At 74.6% G+C, this 12,107-nt stretch carries 12 protein-coding genes and 1 pseudogene; 6 read left to right on the top strand and 7 right to left on the bottom strand.

Annotated features, from left to right (window positions below; all coding sequences use genetic code 11):
* The first annotated feature begins 60 nt into the window (after window positions 1–60).
* The 3 genes from AC068A_RS09755 to AC068A_RS09745 all read left to right on the top strand — a co-directional run bounded on the left by AC068A_RS09755 (window position 61) and on the right by AC068A_RS09745 (window position 1,894).
* Window positions 61–798 (top strand): SDR family NAD(P)-dependent oxidoreductase, encoded by a 738-nt coding sequence (locus tag AC068A_RS09755; RefSeq protein ID WP_478583148.1) that lies wholly within the window; start codon window positions 61–63, stop codon window positions 796–798.
* 67 nt (window positions 799–865) lie between these two features.
* Window positions 866–1,087 carry a tautomerase family protein gene (locus AC068A_RS09750; protein ID WP_478583146.1) on the top strand — a complete coding sequence of 74 codons (222 nt, stop codon included), beginning with the start codon at window positions 866–868 and terminating at the stop codon, window positions 1,085–1,087.
* A gap of 162 nt (window positions 1,088–1,249) precedes the next feature.
* Window positions 1,250–1,894: a hypothetical protein gene (locus AC068A_RS09745; RefSeq protein WP_478583144.1), complete on the top strand. Its 645-nt coding sequence runs from the start codon at window positions 1,250–1,252 to the stop codon at window positions 1,892–1,894.
* Window positions 1,895–1,925: 31 nt separating this feature from the next.
* On the opposite strand, the pseudogene AC068A_RS09740 reads toward AC068A_RS09745, so the two are convergent.
* Window positions 1,926–2,129 (bottom strand): annotated as a pseudogene (locus AC068A_RS09740) (GNAT family N-acetyltransferase); the annotation flags it as partial.
* Window positions 2,130–2,224: 95 nt separating this feature from the next.
* Here AC068A_RS09740 and AC068A_RS09735 point away from each other — a divergent pair.
* Both AC068A_RS09735 and AC068A_RS09730 read left to right on the top strand, forming a co-directional pair.
* On the top strand, window positions 2,225–3,037 hold the full coding sequence (locus tag AC068A_RS09735; protein ID WP_478583142.1) for a class I SAM-dependent methyltransferase: 813 nt from the start codon (window positions 2,225–2,227) through the stop codon (window positions 3,035–3,037).
* Between the two features lie 141 nt (window positions 3,038–3,178).
* Window positions 3,179–4,564 carry a GH1 family beta-glucosidase gene (locus AC068A_RS09730; RefSeq protein WP_478583141.1) on the top strand — a complete coding sequence of 462 codons (1,386 nt, stop codon included), beginning with the start codon at window positions 3,179–3,181 and terminating at the stop codon, window positions 4,562–4,564.
* Window positions 4,565–4,682: 118 nt separating this feature from the next.
* Here AC068A_RS09730 and AC068A_RS09725 read toward each other — a convergent pair whose 3' ends face one another.
* Window positions 4,683–4,919, bottom strand: a complete 237-nt coding sequence (locus AC068A_RS09725) for a chaplin (RefSeq protein ID WP_478583139.1) — start codon at window positions 4,917–4,919, stop codon at window positions 4,683–4,685.
* A 149-nt stretch (window positions 4,920–5,068) separates the two neighbouring features.
* On the opposite strand from AC068A_RS09725, the gene AC068A_RS09720 reads away from it, so the two are divergent.
* Complete coding sequence (locus tag AC068A_RS09720; RefSeq protein ID WP_478583137.1) at window positions 5,069–6,361, top strand: pyroglutamyl peptidase; 1,293 nt, start codon at window positions 5,069–5,071, stop codon at window positions 6,359–6,361.
* An 80-nt stretch (window positions 6,362–6,441) separates the two neighbouring features.
* Here the strand turns inward: AC068A_RS09720 and AC068A_RS09715 are convergent, their stop codons facing one another.
* The 5 genes from AC068A_RS09715 to AC068A_RS09695 form a co-directional block, all read right to left on the bottom strand.
* On the bottom strand, window positions 6,442–7,725 hold the full coding sequence (locus tag AC068A_RS09715) for a cytochrome P450 (RefSeq protein WP_478583135.1): 1,284 nt from the start codon (window positions 7,723–7,725) through the stop codon (window positions 6,442–6,444).
* Window positions 7,722–8,279, bottom strand: coding sequence for a cupin domain-containing protein (locus AC068A_RS09710; protein ID WP_478583133.1), 558 nt, complete (start codon window positions 8,277–8,279; stop codon window positions 7,722–7,724). Before AC068A_RS09710 ends, AC068A_RS09715 begins: the two co-directional genes overlap by 4 nt.
* A gap of 92 nt (window positions 8,280–8,371) precedes the next feature.
* The gene (locus AC068A_RS09705; protein WP_478583131.1) at window positions 8,372–9,661 is read right to left on the bottom strand and encodes a cytochrome P450; all 1,290 of its coding nucleotides are present in this window, start codon (window positions 9,659–9,661) and stop codon (window positions 8,372–8,374) included.
* Between the two features lie 85 nt (window positions 9,662–9,746).
* Complete coding sequence (locus AC068A_RS09700; protein WP_478583129.1) at window positions 9,747–10,904, bottom strand: type III polyketide synthase; 1,158 nt, start codon at window positions 10,902–10,904, stop codon at window positions 9,747–9,749.
* Window positions 10,905–11,037: 133 nt separating this feature from the next.
* The gene (locus AC068A_RS09695; RefSeq protein ID WP_478583127.1) at window positions 11,038–11,913 is read right to left on the bottom strand and encodes a calcium-binding protein; all 876 of its coding nucleotides are present in this window, start codon (window positions 11,911–11,913) and stop codon (window positions 11,038–11,040) included.
* Window positions 11,914–12,107: the final 194 nt, after the last annotated feature.

Here is a 12,107-nt window from a genome sequence, read left to right as displayed (position 1 = left end):
TATCCCGGGAGGCCGTCAGCCGCCTCTCCTCAACCACCCGCGAAGCAAGGAGAGTTATCCATGTCACGTCTCACCGCCGTGGTCACCGGCTCGTCCAGCGGCATCGGCCTGGACATCGCCCGGGCCTTCCTCGCACAGGGCTCCCACGTGGTCCTGGGCGGCCGGGACCCCGAGCGGCTGGCGAAGGCGGCCGCCGGGCTCGGCCACGCCGACCGGGTCGCCCAGGTCGCCGGGGACATCGGCAGCGCCGCCACCGGCGAGGCGCTGGTCCGGGCCGCGGTCGAGCGGTTCGGCGGGGTCGACGTCCTCGTCAACAACGCCGGCACCTTCGCGCCGAAGCCCTTCACCGAGGTCACGGAGGAGGAGCTGGACGGCTACCTGGCCGGCAACCTCAAGGGGACCTACCTCACCACCCAGGCGGTGGTGCGCCGGATGCGGGAGCAGGGCCGCGGCGGCTCGGTCGTCAACATCGGCACCGTCCTCGTCGACCATGCCGTCGCGGGCTTCCCGGCGTCCGCGCCGGTGGTGAGCAAGGGCGGCGTGCACGCGCTGACCACCAGCCTCGCCGCCGAGCTCGCCGCGGACGGGATCCGGGTCAACCTGGTCTCGCCCGGCGTGGTCCGCAGCCCGCTGCACGCGGCGGTGGACGTCGACGCCTTCGGCGGGCTCGCCCTGCTCAACCGGGTCGGCGAGGTGTCGGAGATCGCCGATGCCGTGCTGTACCTGGCGGGTGCGGAGTTCGTGACGGGCCACGCGCTGCGCGTGGACGGCGGACACGTCACGGGCCGCGCCCTGTAGCACGCGGCCCGCAACCCGCAGCCCACAACCCCGCACACCACCACCATTCGAGTCGGAGGACCGAGGAATGCCGTACGTGAACGTGAAGATCACCCGCGAGGGCGCCACCCCCGAGCAGAAGGCCGAGCTCATCGCCGGGATCACCGACCTGCTGGTCAGGGTGCTCGACAAGAACCCGGCGACCACGTTCGTGCTCATCGACGAAGTGGCCCTGGAGGACTGGGGCGTCGGCGGCGTCCCCACCCTGGAATACCGCCGCCGCACCGACGGCGTCGGGACGGGGGCGTGAGGCGGCGGGTGTAGGTGAGGGCGGGGCGGGCGTCGGCCGTGCTCCGGCCCCGCCCAAGCAGACCGGCGTACGAACGGCCGCCACCCGGGGAGTTGTCGTCGCTCCCGTCTACGATCGTGCCGAGCCGGACACGACACCGTCGCCACGGACAGCGAGGACACCATGACGATTCACCGGCCGGGACGGCCCGGGGACCTGCCCCCTGCGGAAGTGCTGTGGGCGCGGTGGGCCCTGGCCGCCGTACTGGCGGCGAGGACCGAGGACGAGGGCCGCGAGATCCACCGCGTCGGCACCTGGGTCGACGGGTCCGGGCTGCACCTCGACGACAGCGGCTGCACCTGGTGGGCCATGCGGGCGCTGGGCAGCGGCCGCTACGTGCTCTACGGCGAGGACGAGTCCAGCGGCGTCAAGTGGCACAAGCCGGCGGTCGACGTGCTGGCCGGGGGCCCGGACTGGCTCCCCCACGAGACGCTGCGCGACCTGCTCGACGGCTGGCAGCTGGGCTGCGTCTACTGGTACGAGAACGGGGCCTGGGCCCGAGCCCCGTACCCCGAGACCCTGGGCGACGACGGACTCGACTGCGGGATCAGCCGCTTCGCGGTGCGCGAGGAGCTCTTCGGCGAGCTCGAGCCGGCCGCCGCCGACGCGGCGGAGCTGATCGCGGCCGCCGAGGGGTACCGCCTCGAACCCCGGGCCTTGGAGGAGCTGGCGGGGCGGGCTCCGGCCGGCGCCCTGGACCTGCCCGCCATGCAGCGCGCACTGGACCTCGCCGGTCTCGCCGCCGAGGCCGGTGCCGCCACACGGTAGCGCCCCCGCCCGGGGCCGCTCCCCCGGTGTGTCAGGGGCGCTGCCCGGCCGCCGCCCGCCGCTCGGGGACCAGCACCGACCAGACCTCCTCGTCGTGCCGCTTCCCGCGGTACAGGTGGCTTTCGCGCAGTACCCCGTCCCGGGTCATCCCGAGCCGCCGGGCCACGGCGATGCCGGGCTCGTTGCCCACCGACACCACCCACTCCACCCGGTGGATGCCGCGCGTCTCCACGGCGGGCGCCCGCGGCGCCGTCACGCTGGTGGCGGCGTCGGCAGAGGACGGGCGTGCCGCCGCCCCGGCCGGGGCCGGCGGGCCGATAGTGGGGTGCTGTGAACAACGAAGCGGAATCAGAAGGACAGAGCCGGCCCGCGCCGGAATCCGGGAGCGGCACGTGGTCCGGGGCCGCCGGGGCCGAGGCCTTCGCGGCGGTGGAGGCGGCCACGGACTGGCTGCTCGGCTACCCCTTCGTGTTCCGGGCACTGTCCCGCCGGATCGGGGCGGGCTCGGTGCTCGTGGACTACGGCTGCGGACCGGGCAGGGTGGCCGACCGGGCGGCGCGGCTGCTGGGGGCGCGGGTGGTGGGCGTGGACAGCTCCCCCGAGATGCTGGCGCTGGCGCGGAGCGGGGCGGCGGCGGTGGCGGAGTTCCACCTGGTCGAGGACGGCCGGGTGACCGGCCTCCCGGACGAGTGCGCGGACGCGGTGATGTGCAATCACGTCGTCGCCTCGCTGCCCACCGAGGACGCGGTGCTGGCGGTGTTCACCGAGATCCGCCGGCTGCTGCGGCCGGGGGCCCCGCTGGTGCTGCTGAGCACCGACCCCGACTGCACCGGCCTGGACTACGCGTCGCTGCGGATCGGCGGCGGGAGGGCGACGGCGGCTCCGTACCGTCCGGGTGAGGAGCTGGCGGTACGGCTGCGGCGCACCGACGGGTCCTGGCAGGAGGTACGCAACCACGCCTGGCCCGTGGCCCTGCTGCCGGCCCTGCTGGAGCGCTGCGACTTCGGGGACCTGGTCCAGGAGCGGCCGACGGTGGACGATGCGCTCGGCCTCGCCGACCCTGCCCTGGTGCGGGCGCACGACTGGGCGGCCGAGCGGGCCCGGCCGCCGCTGGTGGTGACCCGGGCCGACGCAAAAAGCTGAGGATTGTTCACTTTCCATTGACACGGCGGCCTCCGGGGCCCAACAGTGCGGTAGGCACAGCACGCACGGCACGCACTGCACAGCACGCACGGCACGCACTGCACCCTGCACCCTGCACCCCGGCGACCGAAGTGAGCCCGCATGACCGCGCCCGTTCCCGCTCCCCTTCCCGGCTTCCCCGCGGACTTCCTGTGGGGGGTCTCCGCCTCCGCCTTCCAGATCGAGGGATCCCTCTCGGCCGACGGCCGGGGGCCTTCCTCCTGGGACGCCTTCACCAGGGAACCGGGAAGGATCAAGGACGGCTCGGACGCCGACACGGCCACCGACCACTACCGCCGCTACCGCGAGGACGTGGCGCTGATGGCCGGACTCGGCGTCGGTGCCTACCGGTTCTCGGTCTCCTGGTCGCGGGTCCTCCCCGACGGCCGCGGCCCGGTCAACCCGCGCGGGCTGGACTTCTACGACCGGCTCGTCGACGAGCTCTGCGCCCACGGCATCGCCCCCGCGCCCACCCTCTTCCACTGGGACACCCCGCTCGCCCTGGAGGAACGCGGCGGCTGGCTCGAACGGGACACCGCCGAGCGGTTCGCCTCGTACGCCTCGGTGGTCGCGGAGCGCCTCGCGGACCGCGTCCCCATGTGGATCACCATCAACGAGCCCGCCGAGGTCACCCTCCTCGGCTACGGCCTCGGGGAGCACGCCCCGGGCCGGCAGCTCGCCTTCGACGCCCTGCCCGCCGCCCACCACCAGCTGCTGGCGCACGGCCTGGGCGTACAGGCCCTGCGCGCCGCCGGGGCCCGCCGGATCGGGGTGGCCGCCTCCCACAGCCCCGTGTGGACCGCCGGCGACAGCGACGCCGACCGCGCGGCCGCCGGGCTGTACGACCTGCTCACGAACCGCCTCTTCGCCGACCCGATCCTGACCGGCGCGTATCCGGACGAGGGGCTGGCCGCCCTACTGCCGGGGCCGGTGGCGGAGGACCTCCGGACGATCTCCACCCCGCTGGACTGGTACGGCGTCAACTACTACCACCCGATGCTCGTCGGCGCGCCGGAGCCGGGCGGCGCCACCACCGCCTTCGGCGGCATCGACATCCCCGCGGACCTCCCCTTCGGGATCCGGCGGATCGAGGGGTACGAGCAGACCGACTTCGGCTGGCCGGTGGTCCCGGACGGGCTGCGCGCACTCCTCGTGGGCCTGCACGAGCGCTACGGGAACCGGCTGCCTCCGCTCTACATCACCGAGAACGGCTGCTCGTACGGCGACGGGCCCGACCCCGCCACGGGACGTGTCGCGGACGCGCGGCGGATCGCGTACCACGAGGGGCACCTGCGGGCCCTGCACCGGGCGATGGAGCAGGGTGTCGACGTCCGCGGCTACTTCATCTGGTCGATCCTCGACAACTTCGAGTGGGCGGAGGGCCGCCGGCAGCGCTTCGGCCTCGTCCACGTGGACTACGAGACGCTGGAGCGGACGCCCAAGGACTCGTACGCCTGGTACCGCGGCGTGATCAAGAGCGGCAGTTGACCGCCGGTCCGACGGCCGCCACGGCCGACGGCCCGGAGCGAGCGCGCCTCGCACGTGAGCGGTGCCGCCGGAGGGGTCCGGCGGCACCGCTCACGGCATGCGTGGCTGCTGCGCAGCGTCAGCCGTTGATGCAGACGTTGCCGACGGTCGGGCTCAGCAGGCCCATGATGCCGAAGCTGTTGCCGCAGCTGCTGACCGGAACGTGGATCGGTACCTGGATCATGTTGCCCGACAGGACGCCCGGCGAACCGATGGCGAGGCCGCTGGCGGTGCCATCGGCAACGGCGGATCCGGCCACGCCGAGCGCCGCACAGACGGCCAGGGACGCTGCGGCGACCATGGTACGGATCTTCATGAGGATCTCCCAACGACGGAGGGGTATGCGGGGCCCATCCCATACCAGTCCGTGGCAAAGGGGGGCGATTCACTCTTCCGTGGGCCGTGTCCGCATCGGGCCGAAGGGTGACTGTTGGGGGCTGTGGGGGCTTTGTAATGTCACATCGCATGATGTCCTTACGGCGCGCCGCCTCCGCCGCGGCCCTCCTCGCCACCGTCCTGTCCACCGCCGTCACCGCCCCCGCCCACGCCGTCACCGCCCCCGCGGAGTCCGGCTCCGCCGCCTGCCGCCCCCCGTCCGCCGCGGCGCCCGACCCGGAGCAGGCCCGCCTCGCGGACCCCCGCACCACCGCGCTCGTCGAACGCGGCGGATTCGGCGGCTTCGTGCGCCGCTTCCCCGCCGCCCTGTGCAGCACCCGCAACCCCGGCGAGGCCGCCCGGCTGCTCGACGTCTGGGGCACCGCACTCTGGCAGTCCGCCGTCGAGCGCGCCCAGGGCCGACGCCCCGGCGGCGACCTCCCCACGGGCGACGACCGGCCGCTGTACTGGGCGCGCCTCGCCATGACCGCCGAACTCGCGCGCTGGCAGCCGTCGTTCACCGTCGACCGCGCCGCCCTGCGGACCCGCTTCGAGGACGCCTCGCGCGGCCTGAAGGACAACGCCTTCCGCCCCGCCCCCGGCGTACGCCGCGTCTTCGTCAGCGGCTTCGACCCCTTCGGCCTCGACACGGAGATCCGCCGCGCCAACCCCTCCGGTTCCGCCGTGCTGCGGCTCAACGGGCGCCGCATCACGCTCGCCGACGGCAGCACCGCCGAGGTCCGCGCCGTCGTCCTCCCCGTGCGGTACGCGGACTTCGACGCCGGCATCGTCGAGCGGGCCTTCGCCCCGCGGCTGGCCGGCGGCCCCGCCGCGGCGGACATCATCACCACGGTCAGCCAGGGCTATCCAGGGATCTTCACCCTGGAGGCATGGGCCGGCCGCTCCCGCTCCGCGGACCCGTACCCCGACAACACGCGCACCCTCTCCGGCGGGACCCGCGAGCATCCGGTGACCGCCACCGGCCTCGGCCCGGGCCCGGAGTTCATCCGCACCACACTGCCCGCCGACGCCGTCACCGCCGCCGTGCAGACGCCGTTCCCGGTGCGCCTGAACACCGCGGTCACCGAGATACCGGCGGGCGGCACCGCCCCCGTCGACCGGGCCGACGGCCCGACGGCGGGCTCACGGGCCGTCGCGGGCGGCGGGGGCGGCTACCTCTCCAACGAGGTCGCCTACCGCTCCAACCGACTACGCGGCGAGCTCGCCCCGCGCCTGCCCGGCGGCCACCTGCACACTCCGGTGCTCACCGGCCTCCCGGCCGACCCGCAGGCGCTGACCGGGCCCGAGTTCGAGCACAACGAGGACGCGATCGCCGCGGAGGTCCGGGCCGTCCTCGAACACGCCGCCGCCGTACGGCCGTAGCCCCGCCGCCGGAGGGTATCGAGCGCGTCGGCCGGCCGCCGGACTGAACTCCGGCGCCGGGACCGGCCGGCGGGCCGGGTTCACCAGGCCAGGGGCAGTTCCTCCGGGCCGCGGTTGATGGAGCCCCGGCGCCAGCGCACGTCCTGCGGTGCGACGGCCAGCCGCATGCCCGGCAGCTCCCGCAGCAGGGTCGCGAGGATCACCTCGCACTCCATCCGGGCGACCGCGGCGCCGAGGCAGTAGTGCGCCCCGTGCCCGAACGCGAGGTGCGGCGCCCCGCCGCGGGCCAGGTCCAGCCGGTCTGGGTCGGGGAACACGCGGGGGTCCCGGTTGGCGGCCAGGTAGGAGACGTACACCGCCTCCCCGGCCCGGATCCGTACGCCGCCGATGTCCAGGTCCTCGGTGGCGATCCGCGGCATGCCGACACCGTTGCGCTGCGGAACGAACCGCAGCAGCTCCTCCACGGCCCGGGGCAGCAGGGCGGGCTCGGCGCGCAGCCGCTCCAGCTCCGCCGGGTGGGTGAGCAGGGTGTACACCATGGTCGCGGCCTGGTTGAGGACCTGGTCGAGGGTGTTGAGCACCACCATCACCGACAGCGAGACCAGTTCGGGCATGCTCAGCGCGCCCGCGGCCTGCGCGGCCGCCAGGTCGCCGAACAGGTCCTCGCCCGGGCAGCGGGCCCGGTGCGCGGCGAGTTCCCGGAAGTAGGCGGCGATCTCCGCCTTGACGCCGTCGCCCTCCTGCCGGGAGCGGTCGCTGGAGAGGATGACGGACCGCCACTGCTGGATCCGCCCGAAGTCGGCGGCGGGCACACCCAGCAGGGTGCCGAGGAGGCGTTCCGGCATCGGCCCGGTCAGCGCGCGGGTCAGGTCCGCGGGCGGCCCCTGGGCGATCATCCGGGCGACCAGGCCGGCGGCGGTCTCCTCGGCCTCCGCGCGCAGGGCGGCGACCCGCTTGCGGCCGAAGGCCTCGGACGCCAGCCGCCGCAGCCGGGTGTGGTCGGGCGGGTCGGTGCGTCCGATGCCGCCGGCGGGGGCGACCGTGTGCGGGGTCATGGAGGTCACCGGCCGGCCGACGGTCAGCGCCCGGCTGAACCGCGGGTCCGCGGCCACCTCCTTGACGTGCTCGTACGCGGTGACGAGCCAGGCCTCGCCCTCGCCGTGGCGCATGCGGATCCGGGCGACCGGCTCCTCGCGCAGCAGCCGGTGCAGCAGCGGGTCGAAGTCGAGCGCGGGAAGGTGGTCCACCGGCCAGTGGTGCACCCCGGGCCGGCCGGCGCCCGCCGGGTCCGCGCCGGGCGGGTCGGCCGCGCCCGCCGGACCCCGCTGGGAGGGGAGGGAGCCGTCCGTGCGGACACCGGTCATCGGGCGCTCCCCTGGGCGGGCAGCGGCGCGTGCCGCAGCGGGGTCAGCTGCTGGATGTCGTACCGGGCGCGCAGTGCCTCGACCGCCGCCGGGTCGGGGCCGGCCGGGGAGTCCATCAGCTCCAGCAGTTCCTCGAAGTACCGCTCGTGGTCCGGCGGCGGGGCCGACTGGAAGAGCATCCGGGCCGGTTTCCCGGTGGGGTTGGCGAAGGCGTGCGGGCAGCCCGGCGGTACGAGGATCAGTGTGCCGGGAGCGGCCCGTACCGGCCGTGCGCCGGAGGCGGACTCCCAGCCGCGCCAGTCGTCGCGCGTGCGCACCTTCGGCTCGAAGGCGAGCACCTCCAGTTCGCCCTCGATCACGTAGAAGAGCTCCTCGCCCCGGGTGTGGGTGTGCGCCCCGACGTCGAAGCCGGGCGGGACGACCACCTCGAAGGTGGACGCGATCCGCGAATGGGCGCCGGTGACCTTGAACGTCACCTCCTGGGCGGGGGTCTTCACCGTGCGCCCGGCCCCGGGCGGGACCACCAGGCCGTCCCCTGGGTACAGCAAGGTCATGGTCGTCTGCTCCTGCCTGCTCGGCTCTTCCTCTGCCTGTGTCCGGACCTGCACCTGCGCCTGCGCCTGCGCCTGCGTCGTGGGCCGGGTCGTCACCACCGGACCGGGAGCTCCTCGGGCCCGCGGATCAGCGCCCCGCGCTGCCAGCGCAGCTCGTCCTCGGGTACGGCGAGCCGCAGGCCGGGGAAGCGGTCCCACAGGGTGGCGAGCAGGACCTCGGACTCCATGCGGGCGAGGGTGGCGCCGGGGCAGTAGTGCGGCCCGTGGGCGAACGCGAGGTGGGACGTGGCGTTCTCGCGGTCGAGGTCGAGGCGCTCCGGGTCGGCGAACACCTCCGGATCGCGGTTGGCCGACAGGTAGGAGACGTACACGGCGTCGCCCGCCGGAATGGTCACGCCGCCGAGCTCCACGTCCTCCAGGGCGATGCGGGCGAGGCCGACCGCGTTGCGGTGCGGGATGTAGCGCAGCAGTTCGTCGACGGCCCGGGGGACGAGTGCGGGCTCGGCGCGCAGCCGGGCCAGGTGGTGGGGGTGGGTGAGGAGGGCGTAGACCATGTTGGCGCTGTTGTTGCGTACGGCGTGCGTCCCGCCGATCTGGACCAGCACGGCGAGGCCGACGGCCTCGTCGAAGCCCATGGCGCCCGCGTCGACCCCGTCGGCGAGGACGTCCACCAGCTGCTCCCTGCGGGGCCCGCCGCCGACCGGGGCCTGCCGTGGCAGCCGGGCGGCGGAAGGCCGGGCTGCGGGCGGACGGGCTGCGGGCGGTCGGCGCGCGGCGCCGATCAGCGCGGCGAAGCGGGCGGCGATGGCGGCCTTGGCCTGCTCGCTCGCGGTGCGGCCGGCCGCGGCGGTGAGGATGGCGTCGGTCCACTGCACCATCGGCTCCCGGTCCTCGGCGGGGACGCCCATGAGCTCGCCGACCATCGCCAGCGGGAACGGCCGGGTGACCTGGGCCACGAGGTCGGCCGGGGGGCCGTGCTGCTCCATCGCGTCGAGCAGTCCGTCCAGGAGCTGCTGGGCGCGGTCGCGCAGGCGGCGCATGCTGCGGGCGGTGAACGCGCCCGCAACCACCCTCCGCATGCGGGTGTGGTCGGGCGGGTCGGCGACACCGATCGCGCCGTCCATCGGGATGAAGTGCGGGGTGACCCGGGTGACGTCCCGGCCGAGGACGGCCCGCCGGCTGAACCGGGGGTCGGCGGAGACGAGCCGGACGTCGGCGTGGCGGGTCACGAGCCAGGCGTGCCCCGCGCCGTTGGGCAGCCGGATCCGGCTCACGGGCTCCTCGTGCAGCATCCGGGAGAGGAAGGGGTCGAACTCGAGGCCGGGAAGGTCGGGCGGGCTCCAGAAGTGGATCGGCGATTCGGTCGTCGGCGCGGTGCGCATGGCGGAACCTCGGCTGTGTCGGGCGGGTGCGGCGGGCAGGCGGACGGTCGGCGGCGGTCCGGGCAGCGCAGGGCGGGGCGGGGCGTCAGCGGGCCGGGCCTGCGAGGGCGGTGGCGGCCTGGGCCGCGCGCTGCCGTCCGATGCCGCAGGCCCGGCCGGTACGGGCGCCCGCGCCGGCGCGGGGGGAGCTGCCGGCGGGGGCGGTCCAGCGGCCGAGGGACATCTCGGCGGTGATGCCCGGACCGAATCCGGCGATGATCCCCTTGGCCTGCTCGGCGGCCCCGCCTTCGTCGAAGAAGCGGGCGAGGGCGTCGAGTACGACGACGCTGGCGATGTTCCCGTACTCGGTGAGCGTGGCCCGACTGAAGCGGAAGGCGTCCGGCGGCACGCCGAGGTAGCTGCCCAGGTCGTCCAGGATGCGCGGGCCGCCCGCATGAACCAGGTAGAAGTCCAGGTCGGAGGCGTCCCAGCCGTGGCGGTCGGCGAGTTCGGCGAGGACGGGGGCGAGGGGTTCCATGGTGCCGGGCACCCGCTTGTCCAGCAGGAAGTGGAATCCGGTGGCGCGGACGCTGTACGCGATCCAGCCCTCGGTGCCGGGCACGAGGTGCGAGGCGTTGGCCTCCAGCCGGATGCCGGTGCCGCCGGTGCCGCGGACCACGGCCGCGGCCACCGCGTCGCCGAACAGGCCGTTGGACAGCAGGGTTCCGACGCCGAGGTCGGCGGGCTGGTAGCAGAGCGAGCAGAACTCGCAGGCGACGATGAGGGCGTTGGCGCCGGGGTAGGCCGTGCAGAAGTCGTGCGCGCGGTTGATGGCGCTGCCCCCGCCCGCGCAGCCGAGCTGGGCGATGGGCAGCTGCCGGGTGTCGGGCCGGAAGCCGAGCCGGTTGATCAGCCAGGCGGTGAGGGACGGCATCATGAAGCCGGTGCACGAGACGTAGACGATGAGGTCGATGTCCCGTGCCGTCAGTTCGGCTTCGGCCAGTGCCCGGTGGACCACGTGCGGGACGTGCCGCTTGGCCTCGGCCTCGTACACCCGGTTGCGGTCCTCGAACCCCGGGTGGCGCAGGACCTCCTCGATCGGCTGGACCAGGTGCCGGGTGCGTACGCCGGTGTTCTCGATGAGGCGTAAGGCGAGGGGTAACCGGGGGTGGTCCGCGTGCAGGCTGCGTGCCAGGGCGAGGGTCTGGCCGAGGGTGATGACGTGCTCGGGGACGGCGACGGCGGGTCGGCACAAGGTGGCCATGGGCAGGGCATCCCGGGGAGAGGGGGCGACGCCCGGCCGGTCGGCCGGGCGGGGCCGCGATCAGCCCGGAAGGGATACTTCCCGATCACCACCAAGGGAGCAAACCAGTACGATGAGCCCACTATCGGCCATGCTAGGGCACGTTGACCGTGGTCTCGCAGGCGAGCGAGATGTCGTGGCCGCCCTTGCCGTCGCAGGAGTCGGCGGCGTCCCCGCCGTCCATGACGTCGTTGCCGCCCGTGGCCGCGTCCGCCGCGCTGTCGCCGGGCGCCGCCGAGGGGGCGGGCACGGGGGTGGCCGCGGGCTTCGGGCGCAGGACGGAGGGGGTGCCGGGCTCCCCGCGGCCGCGGGATGCGTCCCCCGAGTTGCTGTCCCCGATGATCGCGTCCGTGCCCGCGCCGCCCGCGATGATGTCGTTGCCCTCGCCGGTCGCCGTGTCCTCGGCGGAGGAGTCGCCGGTGATGTTGTCGTCGCCGGCGCCGCCGTCGATGATGTCGTTGCCGCCGCCGGAGGCGTCGACGCCGCCCCGGCTGTCGCCGGCCAGGTGGTCGTTGCCGTCCCCGCCTTCGACGACGTCGTTGCCGCCGCCCGTGGCACTGCCGCCGAAGGAGATGCTGTCGCCTCCGACGCGGTCGTCGCCCGCGCCGCCGAGGACGACGTCGTTGCCGCCGCCGTCCACGTTCACCCTGGTGCCGATCAGGTCGCCGCGTACGAAGTCGTTGCCGTCGCCGCCGTCCACCTGGTCGTTGCCGAGGCCGCCGGCGATCGAGTCGTTGCCGGCGAGGCCGCAGATCACGTCGTCGCCGCCCTTGCCGTCGATGGTGTCGACCTCCGCCGACCCGACGATGACGTCGTCGCCTTCCGTTCCGTTGATCGTCCCGGAGCCGGTGATCGTCGCGGCCCGCCCGAAGCAGGTCGCCTCGTCGGCCGCTTCGGCGGCCACCGCCGGGAATCCGAGGGAGAGCAGCGCTGCCGCCGCCAGGATCAGGTGGAACTTGCGGCTGGACATACGGACCTCCGGTGGTCGCGCGGGGCAGGGGACGGTCAACATCGAACGCCTGAGGACGATATGGACCGAATCCGGCAGAAGCAACCAATGGGTGGGATGTTGGGGCGTTTTACCTTCGATCAGCCCCCACGGCGGGTGCCTGCCGGTCCGGCGGCGGGCCCGCTGCACGCCCGAGGGGCACCGGCCGGCTCTGT

Source organism: Streptomyces sp. NPDC043854 (genome assembly GCF_056436005.1).
This window is presented reverse-complemented; position numbering and strand designations above follow the sequence as displayed.